Below are 17,237 nucleotides of genomic sequence, written 5' to 3'. Positions count from 1 at the left end.
AGTGGGGGTAAATATGTTTAAATTAGATGTACTTAAGAAGATGACAACTGAAGAAAAATATAAATATATGTTAATCTTGTTAGAAGGACAATTGAGCTCTGAAAAGGATTCTCTCGCAAATCTTTGCAATGCTAGTGCAATAATTAATGCAGCAATGGATAGATTAAATTGGGCTGGATTTTATATAAACAGAGATGGAGTGTTGATTTTGGGACCTTTCCAAGGGCTTCCTGCATGCAATAGAATTGAATTTGGTAAAGGTGTATGTGGTACCGCTGCAGCAGAAAAAAAGGTTCAAAGGATAGAAAATGTTCATGATTTTCCTGGCCATATTGCTTGCGACTCAGCATCCAATTCAGAAATTGTAGTACCAATAATAGTTGATGATAGGGTGTGTGCAGTTCTTGATATCGATAGTCCAGAGCTAAATAGATTTACTGAACTTGAGGAAAAGTATTTAGTGAAGTTTGTAGAAAAGCTTATAAAGTATATCACATGGAATGAAATATAAAAGATAAAAGGTAATAGTGAATAGTGAAAAAGACGGAATTTTGCTTTAGGCGAAATTCCGTCTTTACTTCTTACTTCTTACTTCTTTTAAAGACTTTTACTATTTCATTAACTATTAATGGAACTATGGACAATAAGCCTACAAAACCCCAATCCCTTAATCCAAGATCAAATACCTTAAATACTGAAGCTAGGAAAGGTACAGTAATTACTATGTCCTGAAGGAATATACCTATGATTATAGCTCCAATCAGGTATTTGTTTGTAAATAGACCTACCTGGAAAATTGATTTTGTACTATGTCTCATATTAAGAGCGTGAATTAGCTGAGACACACTTAATACTACAAAAGCCATAGTTTGCGCATGAGTTAATGCAGCTTCTGAAATATTTTCTGGGAAGATTGGGAATAATGATGTAGTTCCAGTATACACTCTTGCCCCAATTACAAAGGCAGTGAGTGTTAACACACCTATTAAAATACCATTCAATATTAAGCTTACACCAGCTCCTTCTGCAAAGAGACTGTGCTTAGGATTACGAGGCTTTTCTTTCATTACATCAGGATCTCCAGGGTCTGCTCCTAAGGCTAAAGCAGGCAATGTATCAGTAATAAGATTGACCCATAAAATATGGATAGGTTTTAATGGTGTTGCCCAGCCCAATAATATTGCAAAGAATAAGGAGATAATCTCACCAGTATTGCAGGATAAAAGGAAAATTATTGCCTTTTTAATGTTATTGTATATGTTTCTTCCTTCTTTTATAGCTGAGACAATAGTTGAAAAGTTATCATCTGTTAAAACCATATCAGAGGCACCTTTAGCAACATCAGTACCTGTTATTCCCATAGCAACGCCAATATCAGCAGCTTTTAAAGATGGAGCATCATTTACACCGTCACCAGTCATAGAAACGATATTTCCATTAGCTTTAAAGGCTTTAACAATTTTAACCTTGTGTTCTGGAGAAACTCTTGCAAATACTCTTAGATTATTAACTTTTTTATTTAGCTCCTCTTGAGATAATTCATTAAGTTCCACTCCTGAGATAGTTTCACACATATCTGAGGCTATACCTAGTTCTTTTGCTATAGCAAAAGCTGTGTTCTTATGGTCGCCAGTTATCATTATTGTTTTAATTCCTGATTTTTTGCATTCTGCAATGGAGTCCTTAACTTCTAACCTTGGAGGGTCTATCATACCCACAAGACCTACAAATACGAGATCTTGTTCAAGGGAATCTATTTCAATATGTTGACTAGATATTTGCTTATAAGCTGCTCCTAATACTCTTAATGCATCATCCGACATGGAGTTTGAGGCATTCATTATTTCAGCTTTAATTTGATCTGTTAATGGAACTAATTCTCCATTTATATATGCACTTTTAGTTATCTTAAGAAGATTATCGATAGCACCCTTTGTTAAGACATAACAATGGTCACCATAAGTATTAACGGTAGTCATTAGCTTCCTGTCTGAATCAAAAGGAATTTCATCAACTCTACGATGTTTAGTCTGAAGCTCATCCTTGAATATATTGTACTTAACACCAGCTTCAAGTAAAGCTATTTCAGTTGGATCTCCAGTTTTTGAAGCTTCTGAGTAAGTAGCATCATTACAAAGAACTAAGCATTCAATAAGTAATTTATGCTCAGGTTCTTCAATATTTAAGGAACTTATATCACCATATGCGTTATCACAATAAAACTTTGTAACAGTCATTTTATTTTGAGTAAGAGTTCCTGTCTTATCAGAGCAAATAACATTTACTGAACCTAAAGTTTCAACTGCTGGGAGTTTTCGAACTATAGCATTTTCTTTTATCATCTTTTGAACTCCCATGGCAAGTACAATAGTTACTATAGCAGGAAGTCCTTCTGGTATAGCTGCTACTGCAAGGCTTATGGCAGTTAAAAACATTTCAAATAAGTCTCTCTTTTGAATAACAGCAACAACGAACATCACAGCACAGATACCTAAGGCTGCAAAGCCAAGCACCTTACCAAGCTGAGCAAGCTTCTTTTGAAGTGGTGTTTGTTCAACCTCTCCTTCATCAAGCATCTTGGCTATTTTACCAATTTCAGTATTCATACCAGTACCTATTGCTACTCCAATACCTCTTCCATAAGTAGCCAGTGTAGACATAAAGGCCATGTTTTTTTGATCACCTAGTGGTGTATTATCTTCATTAAGCACTAATTGTGCATCCTTGTCTACAGGCACTGACTCTCCAGTAAGAGCTGATTCTTCAATTTTTAGGTTGGCAGTTTCTACAAGTCTTAAATCACAAGGAACATATCTACCCGCATCGATTACTACAATGTCGCCGGGTACAACTTCTTCTGAAGGAATTTCTAAAAGTTCTCCATCTCTCTTTACAACAGCCTTTGGAGTTGAAAGCTTTTTTAAAGCTTCTAGAGCTTTTTCTGCTTTTGATTCTTGAATAACTCCTACTACTGCATTTATTAAAATTACCACTGCAATAATAATAGCATCACTTATTTCACCTACAAAGCCTGAAACTATGGCTGCTGCTAAAAGAATATAAATCATAACATCATTTAGCTGAGCAAGAAATAATTGAAATAAGGTTTTGCCTTTTTTTGTAGCAAGCTTATTTTCTCCATACTTTGATAATCTTTCTTTTGCTTCCGCTGAGGAAAGACCGTTTTGTGGGTTAACTGAAAACTCTTTGAGTAATTCTTCAGAATTTTTTTTGAACCACATTTACTTCACCTCTCCAATAAAATTTTATTAAATAATTTCCATTCATAAAAAAGTATGCAAAAAAGACCTTTGCTCTATACAAAATAGAACAAAGGTCTTGCAAACTCCTCAAGAGCTAATTGCCCGGGCATAAAGCCGTACTGACGAACAACTAGAAGCTTATATGCTTTGCTACTCCCCTTTATGTAATAAATTATACCATATTATTTTTGAAATAACAAGTGTTCTTATTTATTTTTCATCAATTAAAGTTATGTATATCTAGAAATATATATTCATATATTAGATTGCAAGCATATAAAAGATTTTAGTGTATAGGGGATGAGAAATTGAGTAGTTTTGAAAAGAAAATAAATGTTAATGATGTATCCTATTGTGTTGAAGTTCCTAAGTATAAGAGCTTAATGCAAAAGACAACAGAGTTAAAAAAAATAAATAAATTTCAGTATACAAGCGCTTTAGACTGCAAACTAAAAGCACTAATAGGACATACTGTAAAAATATTTGGAGCTATTGTATTAACAGTTTTTTTGTTTGCAGTAATTTACTATTCCTCAATTGAATATATAAATATGAAATATGGTGGAGATTATGAAGAAATGTATGATAAGCCGCAATCTGGAGCAGAAAAAATCAGAGCTATTCCGAATGTTGGAGAACAAGTTAAAATAAAGGCTGAGAGGGAAATGATTTTTAACAAGATATGTGAGGAAGTCAATCGCATAGAATAATGTGATATAATGTATATAAATATTTTTTAGAAACTTAAACTAATTTAATAGCTAAGTGTTTATAATGTAACCAATGAGGAGGATATGATGAAAAAAGTATTATTAACTGGAGCAGATGGTTTTTTTGCTTCAAGATTTTATGAATTTTATAAAAGTAAATATGAGATAATTCCCTTAAGAAGAGCAGACCTAGACATAAGAGATGAAAATAGAGCTTTAGAACTATTAAATTTCCACAAACCAGATTTAGTTATCCACACAGCAGCTGTGGCAGATACCAAAAAGTGTGAAGATAATCCAGAGCTATCTTATGATATAAATGTTTTGGGAACTAAAAATATTGCTAAAGCTTGTAGTTCTATTAAGGCTAAGCTTATACATTTGAGTACTGAGCAGCTTTATAATGGAAATATAGAGAGAGGGCCTTATAGTGAAGATAAAAACCTTCCAAAGCCTGATACTGTTTATGGAAAGCACAAACTTACAGCAGAAAAGGAACTTCTGAGTATTATAGAAGAAGCTTGGGTTATGAGATTAACTTGGATGTTTGGGCTTCCTGAAAGAGGCTGCAAGGTAAATTCCAATATAGTATGGAATATAATTTCTGCTGCTCTTAAAGGAAAAAGCCTTAGACTTCCAGGTAATGAATTTAGAGGTATGACCTATGTATATGATGTTTTGAGGAATATTGAAGCTGTTTTAGATGTTCCATATGGAATATATAATACAGGCAGTGAAAATGATATGAGTACTTATGAGGCTGGCTGCTTAGTTCTTGACAAAATGGGCCTTGGTTATAAAATTGATGAAATTATTATAAAGGATGAAGATAGATATAAAGATAAGCCTAGAGATTTAAGAATAGATAATTCAAAATTTAAAAGTGTTGGTATTGAATTTATGGAGACTTCAGAAGCAATAGAAAAGTGCATAAAAGATTTTAATTATAACATTGGATAAAACTGTATTAGGGGGTATACATAAGTATGAATTTAGATATGGGTACTAAAAAACAAATTAATTTTGCAATAGTGGGTTTTGGCGGCATAGCAAGGACACATGCCTTAGCTGCATATATTGCAAATTTAAATTTTAACCTTCCCTATAATTTAAATTTACATAGCATTGTTACAAGAAAAAAACTCGAATCAGTACCAAAGGGTGTTATTAATTCCTTAAGTATTAATGAGGTATTAGAAAATAGGGATATAGACTTTATTGATATTTGTACTCCAAATGATTCTCATGAAGAAATTACAATGAAAGCATTATTATATAGCAAGCCAATTTATTGTGAAAAGCCTCTTACCTCTAGCTATGAAAAAGCTTTGGCAATGACAACAAATGTAAGCTGCAGCGGGATTAAAAATGCTACAGCACTAATTTATAGATATTTACCAGCATTGAGAATGCTTAAAGAGGAAATAGAAGATGGAACAATAGGACAAATAATAGATTTTAAAGTGACCCTCTATCACAAGAGTTATTTAAGTCCAAAGAAAAAAGGGGCATGGAGAACTCTTGAAGAATCTGGGGGAGGGGCTCTGCTGGATTTAGGAATACACTTGGTAGATATGATTGAATATACTTTAGGGGAGATAGAAACTGTAAATTGTGCTGCTAAAATTTTTTTCCAAGATAGAACTAAGGTTGATGAAATAGCAAGCTGTGATTTTAAACTTAAAAATGAGATAACAGGAAGTTTAGAAGTATCAAGAATATTTGCAGAGGCTGAAGAAGAGACTGCTTTTAAAATATATGGCAGCAAAGGGAGTATAAGATTTTCATCCCATAAGCCATACAGTATTCAGGTATATGATTTTGAAAATGGTAGCACTAAGATAAAGAATGCAAGCAGCATGCCTCATTTAATGAAATACTACCCAGGAGAGAAAACTTCTTTGGGATTTCTTCAAGATTGCCATACCTCAAGTCTGATTAATTTTGCAAATTTTGTAGCAGATTACGAAAAAAATCCATTGATGCCAACCTTCGAAGATGCACTAAGGGCACAAAGAGTGGTGGAAGCATGTTATAAAGCTGCAGCAGCAAATAAAGCTATAGAAGTGGATAGTATATAGTATATCAATACCGTGGAAACACGGTATTTTTTATAAAAAGGTATATATTTTATTTATTTTTCGATATAATAAGTATAAGATTTATTAGGTTTCAAAATTAATATTTTATGGATAATTAGTATTTTGTACTGGGGGTGAGTTAATGGAGATATCTAGAATTAAAGGAAGTACTCCAGTTACTACTGAGGATAAGAAGGCCATAACATCTAAAAAGGAATTTTCTCAAAGCTTCAGCTTTGCAAAAAATAAGAAAAATGAAGAACAACTCAAAATGATGCTTGAGGACATTAAGAAAAAAGGCAATAGGCTTGCTGTAACAAAATGCTATTCAGATGTGCATGCGTATAAAAATATGATAAGAGAATATTTAAAATCCGTGCTTGAACATATGTATGATGTAAAAAAAGATATAAGTTTTTGGCAGACTCAATATTTTATGACAGTGGATGTTATAGATGATAAGTTAAGGGAACTTACCGATATGCTGCTCTCTGAGGAGAAGGACAACTTGAAAGTTGCTGCTACAATTGATGAAATCTCAGGCTTGGTTGTTGATATTTATAAGTAAAAAATCCTCTTGTGATTAATAAGCACAAGAGGATTTTTTACTTATAATTTTTGTGAATTAATTTCTTTTAATTATTTATCCATGTTCTATAGCTGGCATCGGATGGCATTCTTAAATCTCCTCTTGGAGATACACTCACTGTACCAACCTTAGGTCCATCAGGCAATGCTGAACGTTTAAATTGTTGAGTGAAGAATCTTCTTACAAACTTATCAAACCATTTTTCTATAGTAGCATCATCATAATCATCTTTAAAGGTTTGTTTAGCAAAGTAAAGAATTTTTTCATTAGAAGCTCCCTGCCTCATAAAGTAATAAAGGAAAAAGTCATGAAGTTCGTATGGCCCTACTATGTCTTCAGTTTTTTGAGCTATGTCACCATTTTTATCTTTAGGAAGCAGTTCCGGACTTACAGGGGTGTCAAGGATATCTATAAGTATATGAGAAGTCTCTTCATCTACTTCTTTAGCTGCTACGTAATTAACAAGATATCTTACCAAAGTTTTTGGGATAGAGCAATTTACTGAATACATAGACATATGATCCCCGTTATAGGTAGCCCATCCTAAGGCAAGCTCTGATAAGTCACCTGTACCTATTGATAGCCCACCTTCTTTATTTGCTATATCCATTAGTATTTGGGTTCTTTCTCTTGCTTGAACATTTTCATAAGTAACATCATGTATAAGAGCATCGTGATTAATATCTTTAAAATGCTGCAGGCAGGCTGCGACAATATTTACTTCTCTAAAATCAGTGTGTAGATTTTTACATAAGCTTACTGCATTTGTATAGGTTCTATCTGTAGTTCCAAAGCCAGGCATTGTTACTGTTATTATGTTCTCTCTTGGTATGTTAAGCATATCAAAGGTTTTAACTACAACTAGCAATGCTAAAGTGGAATCAAGTCCGCCGGAAATACCAATTACAGCCTTTTTTGCTCCAGTATGTACCAGCCTTTTAGCAAGTGCAGAAGTTTGTATATTAAAGATTTCCTTGCAGCGTTCTTCCCTTTGTTTTTCTCCAGAAGGTACAAAAGGGTGTTTAGCTACATACCTATCAAAGGTTCCAAAAGAACTATTACAAAAGCTAAAGTTTATAATTTTAGCTTTATGAGGACAAAGAGTGACACTTTCTCTAAAGCTAACATTTCTAAGTCGTTCACTATTTAGCTTATCAATATCAATTATGTAAGTGAGAACTTCATTTTCTCGCTGGAATCTATTATTTTCTGTTAATATACCACCATTTTCACCAATGAGCAGATGACCGCTGAAAACTAAATCTGTAGAGGATTCAAATACTCCTGAGGATGCATATATATAGGAACTCATACACCTTGCACTTTGAGATTCCACAAGGCTTTTTCTATAATCAGCTTTACTAACTACCTCATTAGAGGCAGAAAGATTCCCAATTATATTAGCTCCCATAAGGCTTAAGTAGCTGCTTGGAGGTATAGTTACCCAAAGGTCCTCGCATACTTCAAAACCAAATTTAAAAACTCCAGAGGTAAAAATTAAGTTTGTTCCAAATGGAATTTCACTTTGAAAAGATAAATCTACAGTGGAGTCAATTATATTTATTCCACTAGTAAACCATCTTTTTTCATAAAATTCGGTATAGTTAGGGATATAACTCTTTGGAACTATACCAAGTATTTTTCCATTGAATAGTATAAATGCGCAATTATAAAGGCAATTATTAAGGTGCAGAGGAGCACCAACGGCAACTAGAATATCTTTATTTTTAGTATAATTGCATAAATGTTCTAGTGCTTCAATTGAACCTTCAATGAGCTGCTCATGAAGGAATAAATCAGCACAAGTATAGGAAGTTATACATAGTTCAGGGAAAACCACTAGCTTGGATTGTTCATCTATACTTTTATCAATACATTTTTTTATATTTTCCACATTAAAACATATGTCAGCCACATTAGTTACTGGGCATGCAGCTGCTACTCTAATTAAATTCATTATAATCACTCCAGTTCGGTAGTAATATATTATAATTTGATAATATTTCGTATTTATTATAACACTTGAGTTATGAGATTAAAAGAAAACAATAGAAATTCTAAGATAAAATGAAGTATGGTATAAAATTCAATGATAAGTGTTATAAATTAACTCATATAATGATAAATTAAACTTTAATATATAGGAAAAAGAATGTAATATATATTCATAGGGTACAAAACAAGATATAGCTTAAAAGTAATTATATCAATATATGTTACTTTACTACTAAATTACTAAAGAATGTTATATAATTAGTGGTGAAGGGAGGGGGATTTATGGGCTATTTATTTTTGTGGATAATAATTTCAGTAGTAGCTTTAGTTATTGATATAGCTACCAGTGCCTTTTTATTTGTGTGGTTTACAGTTGGGGGCATAGCTGCAATAATTGCTTTGATATTACAAGCTTCCTTTACGGTTCAGCTTATAACCTTTATTGCTGTAAGTGCAATTTCAATGGCAATAGGTTATCCACTTACAAAAAACGCATTGAAAGGTAGTATTAAGAAAACCGCTACAATGGAAGAAAGCTACATTGGAAGAGAACTTAGTGTTGATGAAGATGTTATGGAAAAAGCATCAATTAAAATTGACGGAATATACTGGACTGTTAAAAACTCTGGTTCACCTATTAAAAAAGGAGATAGAGTGAGAATTGTTGGTATAGAAGGAAATAAAATTGTAGTGAAAAAAACTGATGAAATACAATTAGAGAACAATTCAAATGAGCAATAATAGAATTTATTAATATTATTTTGGAGGTATGGGAAATGGGTTTAAAAATATTAGGCTTAGTTATACTTTTTATAGTACTTTTAGGCGTATTAACATCTATTAAAATAGTTAATACAGGATCAATTTATGTAGTTGAAAGATTAGGTCAGTTCCATAGAGTATTAGAACCAGGCTGGCACTTTGTAATACCTTTTATAGACTTTGTAAGAAGAAAGGTTTCTACTAAGCAGCAGATATTAGATATTGAGCCTCAAAGTGTTATCACTAAAGACAATGTTAAGATTTCAATTGACAATGTTATATTCTATAAAGTTATGAATTCAAGAGATGCAGTTTATAATATTGAAAGCTATAAGTCAGGTATAGTATATTCAACTATAACAAATATGAGAAATATTGTTGGTAACATGTCACTTGATGAAGTTTTATCAGGCAGAGACAAAATAAACTCAGAACTTTTAAATGTAGTTGATGAAATTACAGATGCATATGGAATTAAAATTCTTTCTGTAGAAATCAAAAATATAATTCCACCAGCTGAAATTCAACAGGCAATGGAAAAACAGATGAGAGCAGAAAGAGATAAGAGAGCAGTAATTTTACAAGCTGAAGGACAAAAGCAGAGTGATATGACTAGAGCCGAAGGTGAAAAGCAGGCTAAAATTCTTCAAGCAGAAGCTGAAAAGGAAGCTAATATTAGAAGAGCTGAAGGTTTAAAGGAATCCCAATTGCTTGAAGCAGAAGGTAAAGCAAAGGCTATTGAAGCTATAGCAACAGCTCAAGCTGAAGCAATCAATAAGGTTAACAAGGCAATAATTGATTCTGGAACTAATGAAACTGTAATAGCTTTAAAGCAAGTTGAAGCCCTTCAAGAAATGGCAAAGAATCCTGCTAACAAGCTTATACTTCCTAATGAAACATTATCTTCACTTGGAAGCATAGCAGCTATAGCTGAGATGATTAAGGATAAGAAGTAAATATATAACTATATAAATATTTAAATATAAAGCCGTACATTTCTACTGAAGTGAACGGCTTTATATATATCATTGGAGCCTAAGTAGCAAATGAAATTATTCTTCATATAATATTTAGATAGTAAAAATAGAGGTGAAGATTAATGTACGCTGATGGTGTATTTGAGGGCGGAGGAGTTAAAGGTATAGGACTTATAGGTGCCGTGAGTTGTTTAGAGGACAATGGATATAAGTGGATGAACTTAGCTGGTACTTCTTCAGGAGCTATTGTTGCTGCACTACTGGCAGCAGGTTATTCAGGAAAAGAGCTAAAGAACATAATTGATAGTGTGGATTATTCTGCTTTACTTGATAAACATATATTAAATAGAATACCTATTATAGGTGATATACTGTGTGTTCTTTTTCAATATGGCATATATAACGGCGATAAAATTGAAAAGTGGATTAGTGAGCTTTTGAAGAGGAAAGGAAGAACTAAGTTTAAGGATGTAAGCCTTAATGGTAAATCTAGATTGAAAATTATTGCATCTGATGTAACTAGAAAGGAAATGATAATAATACCTGATGAATTATCCATATACGGTATTGATCCTATGGAATTTGATATAGCAAAGGCAGTTAGAATGAGTATTAGTATTCCATTCTTCTTTAAGCCAGTAATACTGAATAGTAGTATGGGAAAAAGTTATATAGTAGATGGTGGAGTATCAAGCAATTTTCCTGTATGGATTTTTGATGTGGATGGAATGCCAAGATGGCCAACTTTCGGAATAAAACTTAATAAAGACGATATTAATAATAGCAATAAAGAAAATGATGTAATTACCTTTGCTTCGGATATTATCGATACTATGGTAAATAGAAGAGAAGATTATTTTGTAAGAGATAAAGATTTAATGAGAATAGTATCTATACCAACTATGAATGTAAAGACTAGAGAATTTAATATATCAAAAGAAAAGTCTAAAATGCTATATGATTCCGGATACAACTCAGCTAGAAAGTTTTTAGATAGTTTCAGCTTTGAAACTTATGTAAAAATGCATGGAGCAATTAGTAAAATATAACCATGGTATGAGAATTACTTTAGTAATTTTATAAAAAGGGTTGCAAATAGGATTTTGGAAATAGATAATAATAAGATAGAGAGTTTTTATAAACAACATATTTTATTTAAAAAATTTTTTGTATTTTTGCTGAAAAATATGGAACTTTTCTGTTAAATAGTTTATGATTATATTATTGTTTTAACGTTATTGTTTTAACGCACTAAACTAGAAGTTGGAGGAAATTATTATGAGTAAACAAATAGTAAAGCCTTCTACCTTGCCAGGATTCTTAGAGTTCCTTCCAGGGGATCAGGTTATATTTAATAGGATGATGGACACAATTAGAAAGACTTATGAAAAATATGGTTTTATACCAGTGGATACACCAACTATAGAAAAGTCAGAAGTACTTTTGGCTAAAGGTGGTGGGGATACTGAAAAGCAAATTTATAGATTTAATAAAGGAGATAGTGATTTATCACTTAGATTTGACTTAACGGTACCACTTGCAAGATATGTAGCTCAGCATATGTCAGAGCTTACTTTTCCATTTAGAAGATATCAAATTGGAAAGGTATTTAGAGGCGAGAGAAATCAAAAAGGAAGATTTAGAGAATTCTATCAATGTGATATAGATATTATAGGAAATGGCAAATTGAGCGTTATAAATGATGCTGAAATTCCAAGTATAATATATTCTACTTTTACTGCTCTGGGCTTTGATTCTTTTACTATTCATATAAATAATAGAAAAGTATTAAATGGATTTTTTGATTCATTAGCTGTAGAAAACAAGGTAGAAGTTCTTAGAATAATTGATAAGCTTGACAAAATTGGAATGGATGCAGTAAAGAGTGAGCTTAAGGAAGTTGGGCTTAAAGATGAAGCTATTGAAAAGATTGAGCAATTTATAAATATTCAAGGTAGTAATGATGATATCTTAGCCTCCCTTGAAAAGTTAGGCATAGAAAATGAGGAATTTGCTGCAGGGCTTGATGAACTTTCCAAAGTTGTATCTTACATAAGACAATTTGGGGTGCCAGAAAAGAATTTTGCTATAGACCTAAAGATAGCTAGAGGTCTTGACTATTATACTGGAACAGTTTACGAAACTATTTTAAATGATTATCCTGGAATAGGTTCAGTATGTTCAGGGGGAAGATATGATAATCTAGCAGAATATTATACTACTCAAAAGCTTCCAGGAGTAGGTATATCAATAGGTTTAAGCAGATTATTCTATCAACTAAAAGAAGCTGGCTTCTTCAAAGAAGAAATAGCAGCAACCCTAACAAAGGTGTTAGTTGTTCCAATGGATGAAAATACTGCATATTCCATAGGTGTTGCGAATAAACTTAGACAAAGCGATGTTGCTTCTGAGGTTTATCTTGAAGGTGGAAAGCTTCAAAAGAAACTGAACTATGCGAATAAACTTGGAATACCATATGTTATATTAATAGGCAGTGATGAAATTGAAACAAATGAACTTACTCTTAAGGACATGAAAGTTGGAGAGCAATTCAAGCTGTCTGTTGATGAGATAATAAATAAAGTTAAATAAGCCTAATGTACAATATATTACTGCACCTAATTGGAAAAAATCACAAGCAGCTTATATTAAGGGTTGCATTAATCTATAAGAATTAGTATAATAAATAAAAATGGATAATAAAATGCACTGATGAGAAAGAGTAGGATACAAGGTCTTTCACAGAGAGCTTCTGGCAGGTGGAAAGAAGCAAAGAACTGTTATCTGAATACATCTCTGAGCATCACACCAAATCCTTAATTAAGGTAGTAGGCTGCTGACGTTTCCCTTCGCACGTTATAGCGATAGAGTATCATGCATATGCATTGTACTTGAAGAGGTTGGTATTGAGAGATACTGATAAATTAAGGTGGTAACACGGGATTATACTCTCGTCCTTTAGATAATAAAGGACGGGGGTTTTTTTATTTGTTTCAATAATATTCATGCCAAATTAAATCACTTATTTTATGTTGTGTATTTATCCTTTGGGCTATAGTGTGGTGCAAATAAGAATTATGGACTTTTACGGGTAACTTGCCGATGGGAATCGGCACGAATAAGTTACCCAGTGTTTCGAGTGAAAGGAGAAAAAAATGAAAAGTGTAGAAGAACAGATTAAAATTATTACAAAAGGCGCTGCTGAGTTAATTAACCAAGAAGATTTGGAGAAAAAACTTACTTATTCTATAAAAGAAAATAGACCACTTATAATTAAACTGGGACTTGATCCTACAGCTCCAGACATACATCTAGGGCATGCTGTGGTACTAAGAAAAATAAAACAGCTTCAGGATTTAGGTCATAAGGCTGTAATAATCATTGGTGATTTTACAGGTGCAATAGGTGATCCTACCGGAAAATCAAAAACAAGAAAACAGCTAACTAGGGAACAGGTTCTTGAAAATGCAAAAACCTATGAGAGACAAATATTTAAGATACTAGATATTAGTAAAACTGAAGTAAGATTCAATAGTGAATGGCTTGCTAAGCTTAATTTCAAAGAGGTTATTGAGCTGGCATCAAAATATACTGTAGCAAGAATGCTGGAAAGGGAAGATTTCAAGAATAGGTTTAATCAAAATTTAAGTATTGGAATTCATGAATTTTTCTATCCTTTAATGCAAGCATATGATTCAGTATCAATTAATGCAGATATAGAGCTTGGAGGTACAGACCAAAGGTTTAACATACTTATGGGAAGAACCTTACAAAAGGATTATGGTGAGGAAAGTCAAGTGGCTCTATTTATGCCTTTACTAGAGGGATTAGACGGTAAAGAAAAAATGAGCAAGAGTCTAGGAAACTACATCAGCATTAATGAGGGTGCTAGGGAAATGTATGTTAAAGCTATGCAAATTCCGGATGAACTCATAGGAAAATATTTTGATCTTACAACTGATATGCATCCAGATGAGATAAATGTTATAAAGAAGGACTTAGAAGATAATAAGGTAAACCCAAGAGACATAAAAATGCAATTAGCAAAGGAGATAACAATTCTTTACAATGGGAAAGAAGCGGCCATAGATGCAGAAGAGTACTTTAAGAGTCTATTTCAAAAGAATATAATACCAGAAGATATACCTGAAATAAAAGCACAAAATGAAGCAAAGCTAATAGATGTGATAGTAGGGGCGAAACTTCTTTCTTCAAATAGTGAAGTTAAAAGACTTGCAGCTCAAGGTGGAATTAAAATAAATGGAGAAAAAACAATTGACATAAATGAAGTCAAGCTTAAACACAGAGATGTTATTCAAGTAGGTAAGAAAAAAATAGTAAGGATAATTTTTGATGCATAAATACAAATTTTGGTTGATTTTAATCTCCTTTTCCATTATAATTTATTTATCATACTAAATATGTAAATACTAAAAAGGAGGATTAAAGATGAACGGTTGCTTAGTAGATATTATGCACAAGATAATGCCAACTTCTAACAAAATTTCAGCAGATAATTTTGGTCACGGGAGAAGTGCGTCCAAAAATGCATATAATCTATATTTAAGCAAGTAAATCATCTTTAACCAGATTTAATTAAAAATATAATCCGGGTGAGGTGGCTTGCCTGGATTTTTTATATTTTCTTAGAAATAGTCCGGGTAAAATTGCTTGCCCGGTTTTTATTTAGCAAAATTAATAGTTATTTATCTTAATACAATTTGTACAAAGCTTTGTTAACTTTAGATAAATTCTAATTTGCATTAAAAAATATATGTAGCTACATAATAACAATTCGGGCAGCATACCTTACCCTTATTCAAGGGAGGATACATAAAATGATAGAATTAGCGTTAAATGGAGTAGCAAAATATTTTGGTGCTACGCAGGTATTAAAAAACATTACTTTTGAGGTTCAAACCTCTGAAAAGGTTGGGCTTGTAGGTAGAAATGGCAGTGGGAAAAGCACAATTTTAAAGCTCATAGCAGGTATTGAAAAGCCGGACAGTGGAAGTGTTATGATAAAAAAAGGTTGTGTTGTAGGTTATCTAGCACAGATACCAAGCTATCCTGACAGTTACACTGTAAATGATGTATTGAATTCTGCTTTTGAAAAGGTAAAAGTAATTGAAAAGCAGATGAAAGACTTGGAATTAATAATGAAAAGTCTAACAGCAAATGAGCTAGATAGAGCACTAAAGCAATATAGCGAGCTACAGCAGCACTATGAAATTATGGGAGGCTATGATAGAGAAGAAAAACTTAGTAAGGTGTGTATCGGGCTTAAATTCAGTGAAGCTTTAATAAACCAGCATTTTAATATACTTAGCGGTGGAGAAAAAACCTCAGTTGTGCTTGGAAGGATGCTGCTGGAAAGCCCAGGGCTGCTTATATTAGACGAACCAACAAACCATTTAGATGTGGATGCAGTGGAATGGTTAGAGGAATATTTGAAGCAGTACAATGGAATGGTACTTGTAGTATCACATGACAGGTATTTTTTAGATAGAGTAGTTACAAAAATAGTAGAAGTTGAAGATATGGAAAGTGAGACTTATATAGGCAACTACAGCTCTTTTGTTAAAACTAAGGATCAAAATCTTATGCTTCAATTTGAAGCCTTTCAAGATCAACAAAAGAAAATAAAAGCAATGGAAAAAGCAATCAAAGATTTGAGAGACTGGGCCATAAGAGCGGATAATAATAAATTTTTTAGAAGAGCTGCTAGTATGCAGAAGAGATTAGACAAGATGGAGAAGATAGATAAGCCTATGCTGGAAAAGCAAAACATGAAACTAACCGTAAATCAAACTCAGCGTTCCGGTGAAGAAGCTGTTAAAATAATAAACTTAGTAAAGTCTTTTGATAAAAAATGTTTAATTAAAAATGGAGAATTGCTTATAAGGTATGGAGAGAGAGCTGCCTTAATTGGAGCCAATGGAAGTGGTAAATCTACATTGCTTAAAATTCTTTTAGGCGAGGAAAGTGCTGATACAGGAGAGGCACTGTTTGGAGCAAATGTGAGAGCAGCCTATCTTCCTCAACAGATTACCTTTGAGAATGAAGAAGCAACAGTGCTGGAGTGTTTTAGAGATGGAATAACTATATCTGAAGGAAAGGCGAGGGAATACCTAGCTAAATATCTATTTTTTAGTGAGAGTGTATTTAAGAAGGTAAAATCTCTATCTGGAGGAGAGAAAAGCCGCTTAAAGCTAAGCAAATTACTATTTGAGGATGTAAACTTATTAATTTTAGATGAGCCAACAAATCATTTAGATATTGATTCTATAGAAACCTTAGAAGAAACTCTTCTAGATTTTGAGGGAACAATACTATTTATTTCTCACGATAGATATTTTATTAATAGACTATGCAGCTATATAGTCTGCTTAGAAAATAAAAACTTGGTGAAATATCTTGGTAATTATGAATATTACCGTGAGAAGAAACTGGCTTCATTAAAAGAAAGCGAAGTTCAAAAGAATAAAGCAAAAAAAGAAAAGCCTCATAGAATTAAAGTTGAGGATGAAGAAAAGAAAAAGGAAAAGCTTAGATTAAAGCTAGAGGAACAGATAGCAGAATTTGAGGAAGAAATAGCAAAGCTAGATTTAAAAATGAACTCACAGGGCACGGACTATATACTTATTCAAAAGTGTTTCGAAGAAAAACAAAGTATCCAATCAAAACTAGATGAAGTAATGGAACAATGGATGAACATATATTAATGGAATTTGCATAGTGAATGTAGTAGGCATAGTAAAAGATGTAATGTTAAGTATAAGTTAAAAAATATTAAGATAATTGATATTATGTAAAGCTAGTGTTAAGATTTTCTTAGGACTGTTTTTAATAACAAAATA

14 protein-coding genes and 1 other annotated feature are annotated in these 17,237 nt (G+C 32.5%); of the genes, 12 read left to right on the top strand and 2 right to left on the bottom strand.

Translation table 11 applies throughout. The annotated features are described in order from the left end of the window. Positions 1 to 13: 13 nt before the first annotated feature. The gene (locus tag bsdE14_RS02625) at positions 14 to 511 is read left to right on the top strand and encodes a GAF domain-containing protein (protein WP_264848386.1); all 498 of its coding nucleotides are present in this window, start codon (positions 14 to 16) and stop codon (positions 509 to 511) included. A gap of 70 nt (positions 512 to 581) precedes the next feature. On the opposite strand, the gene bsdE14_RS02620 is transcribed toward bsdE14_RS02625, so the two are convergent. Continuing rightward, the gene (locus bsdE14_RS02620; RefSeq protein ID WP_264848385.1) at positions 582 to 3,242 is read right to left on the bottom strand and encodes a cation-translocating P-type ATPase; all 2,661 of its coding nucleotides are present in this window, start codon (positions 3,240 to 3,242) and stop codon (positions 582 to 584) included. 329 nt (positions 3,243 to 3,571) lie between these two features. Here bsdE14_RS02620 and bsdE14_RS02615 point away from each other — a divergent pair, with 329 nt between their 5' ends. From bsdE14_RS02615 to bsdE14_RS02600, 4 genes are all read left to right on the top strand, one after another. Then, on the top strand, positions 3,572 to 3,973 hold the full coding sequence (locus bsdE14_RS02615) for a hypothetical protein (RefSeq protein WP_264848384.1): 402 nt from the start codon (positions 3,572 to 3,574) through the stop codon (positions 3,971 to 3,973). A gap of 87 nt (positions 3,974 to 4,060) precedes the next feature. Then, positions 4,061 to 4,933 carry an SDR family oxidoreductase gene (locus tag bsdE14_RS02610; protein WP_264848383.1) on the top strand — a complete coding sequence of 291 codons (873 nt, stop codon included), beginning with the start codon at positions 4,061 to 4,063 and terminating at the stop codon, positions 4,931 to 4,933. Positions 4,934 to 4,959: 26 nt separating this feature from the next. Continuing rightward, positions 4,960 to 6,054, top strand: coding sequence for a Gfo/Idh/MocA family protein (locus bsdE14_RS02605; RefSeq protein WP_264848382.1), 1,095 nt, complete (start codon positions 4,960 to 4,962; stop codon positions 6,052 to 6,054). 142 nt (positions 6,055 to 6,196) lie between these two features. After that, positions 6,197 to 6,622, top strand: coding sequence for a YaaR family protein (locus tag bsdE14_RS02600; RefSeq protein ID WP_264848381.1), 426 nt, complete (start codon positions 6,197 to 6,199; stop codon positions 6,620 to 6,622). Between the two features lie 67 nt (positions 6,623 to 6,689). On the opposite strand, the gene bsdE14_RS02595 is transcribed toward bsdE14_RS02600, so the two are convergent. Continuing rightward, complete coding sequence (locus tag bsdE14_RS02595; RefSeq protein ID WP_264848380.1) at positions 6,690 to 8,600, bottom strand: NAD(+) synthase; 1,911 nt, start codon at positions 8,598 to 8,600, stop codon at positions 6,690 to 6,692. A gap of 320 nt (positions 8,601 to 8,920) precedes the next feature. Between bsdE14_RS02595 and bsdE14_RS02590 the strand changes: the two genes are divergently transcribed. The 7 genes from bsdE14_RS02590 to abc-f all read left to right on the top strand — a co-directional run bounded on the left by bsdE14_RS02590 (position 8,921) and on the right by abc-f (position 17,102). Next, positions 8,921 to 9,379: an NfeD family protein gene (locus tag bsdE14_RS02590; protein WP_264848379.1), complete on the top strand. Its 459-nt coding sequence runs from the start codon at positions 8,921 to 8,923 to the stop codon at positions 9,377 to 9,379. Between the two features lie 35 nt (positions 9,380 to 9,414). Beyond that, positions 9,415 to 10,356, top strand: a complete 942-nt coding sequence (locus tag bsdE14_RS02585; protein ID WP_264848378.1) for an SPFH domain-containing protein — start codon at positions 9,415 to 9,417, stop codon at positions 10,354 to 10,356. A gap of 143 nt (positions 10,357 to 10,499) precedes the next feature. Beyond that, a complete protein-coding gene (locus bsdE14_RS02580; RefSeq protein ID WP_264848377.1) occupies positions 10,500 to 11,426 on the top strand; it encodes a patatin-like phospholipase family protein in 927 nt (308 codons plus the stop codon). Positions 11,427 to 11,655: 229 nt separating this feature from the next. Beyond that, complete coding sequence (gene hisS, locus bsdE14_RS02575) at positions 11,656 to 12,969, top strand: histidine--tRNA ligase (RefSeq protein WP_264848376.1); 1,314 nt, start codon at positions 11,656 to 11,658, stop codon at positions 12,967 to 12,969. Between the two features lie 108 nt (positions 12,970 to 13,077). After that, positions 13,078 to 13,339: a binding site (T-box leader), on the top strand. Positions 13,340 to 13,532: 193 nt separating this feature from the next. Continuing rightward, positions 13,533 to 14,738: a tyrosine--tRNA ligase gene (gene tyrS / locus bsdE14_RS02570; RefSeq protein ID WP_264848374.1), complete on the top strand. Its 1,206-nt coding sequence runs from the start codon at positions 13,533 to 13,535 to the stop codon at positions 14,736 to 14,738. Positions 14,739 to 14,826: 88 nt separating this feature from the next. Continuing rightward, positions 14,827 to 14,952 carry a hypothetical protein gene (locus bsdE14_RS02565; protein WP_264848373.1) on the top strand — a complete coding sequence of 42 codons (126 nt, stop codon included), beginning with the start codon at positions 14,827 to 14,829 and terminating at the stop codon, positions 14,950 to 14,952. A 263-nt stretch (positions 14,953 to 15,215) separates the two neighbouring features. Then, on the top strand, positions 15,216 to 17,102 hold the full coding sequence (abc-f, locus tag bsdE14_RS02560) for a ribosomal protection-like ABC-F family protein (protein WP_264848372.1): 1,887 nt from the start codon (positions 15,216 to 15,218) through the stop codon (positions 17,100 to 17,102). The last annotated feature ends 135 nt before the right edge of the window (positions 17,103 to 17,237 follow it).

Origin of the sequence: Clostridium omnivorum, from assembly GCF_026012015.1 — a bacterium.
In the GTDB taxonomy this organism is placed as follows: Bacteria; Bacillota; Clostridia; order Clostridiales; family Clostridiaceae; genus Clostridium_AX; species Clostridium_AX omnivorum.
The sequence above is the reverse complement of the archived record's forward strand: the minus strand, read 5'-3'. Positions and strand labels throughout refer to the sequence as shown.

What these genes read in the sequence shown, in the direction of transcription:
- bsdE14_RS02625 (WP_264848386.1), top strand. Translation starts at nt 14, where the DNA reads ATGTTTAAATTAGATGTACTTAAGAAGATGACAACTGAAGAAAAATAT.
- bsdE14_RS02620 (WP_264848385.1), bottom strand. Translation starts at nt 3,242, where the DNA reads ATGTGGTTCAAAAAAAATTCTGAAGAATTACTCAAAGAGTTTTCAGTT.
- bsdE14_RS02610 (WP_264848383.1), top strand. Translation starts at nt 4,061, where the DNA reads ATGAAAAAAGTATTATTAACTGGAGCAGATGGTTTTTTTGCTTCAAGA.
- bsdE14_RS02605 (WP_264848382.1), top strand. Translation starts at nt 4,960, where the DNA reads ATGAATTTAGATATGGGTACTAAAAAACAAATTAATTTTGCAATAGTG.
- bsdE14_RS02600 (WP_264848381.1), top strand. Translation starts at nt 6,197, where the DNA reads ATGGAGATATCTAGAATTAAAGGAAGTACTCCAGTTACTACTGAGGAT.
- bsdE14_RS02595 (WP_264848380.1), bottom strand. Translation starts at nt 8,600, where the DNA reads ATGAATTTAATTAGAGTAGCAGCTGCATGCCCAGTAACTAATGTGGCT.
- bsdE14_RS02590 (WP_264848379.1), top strand. Translation starts at nt 8,921, where the DNA reads ATGGGCTATTTATTTTTGTGGATAATAATTTCAGTAGTAGCTTTAGTT.
- bsdE14_RS02585 (WP_264848378.1), top strand. Translation starts at nt 9,415, where the DNA reads ATGGGTTTAAAAATATTAGGCTTAGTTATACTTTTTATAGTACTTTTA.
- bsdE14_RS02580 (WP_264848377.1), top strand. Translation starts at nt 10,500, where the DNA reads ATGTACGCTGATGGTGTATTTGAGGGCGGAGGAGTTAAAGGTATAGGA.
- hisS (WP_264848376.1), top strand. Translation starts at nt 11,656, where the DNA reads ATGAGTAAACAAATAGTAAAGCCTTCTACCTTGCCAGGATTCTTAGAG.
- tyrS (WP_264848374.1), top strand. Translation starts at nt 13,533, where the DNA reads ATGAAAAGTGTAGAAGAACAGATTAAAATTATTACAAAAGGCGCTGCT.
- bsdE14_RS02565 (WP_264848373.1), top strand. Translation starts at nt 14,827, where the DNA reads ATGAACGGTTGCTTAGTAGATATTATGCACAAGATAATGCCAACTTCT.
- abc-f (WP_264848372.1), top strand. Translation starts at nt 15,216, where the DNA reads ATGATAGAATTAGCGTTAAATGGAGTAGCAAAATATTTTGGTGCTACG.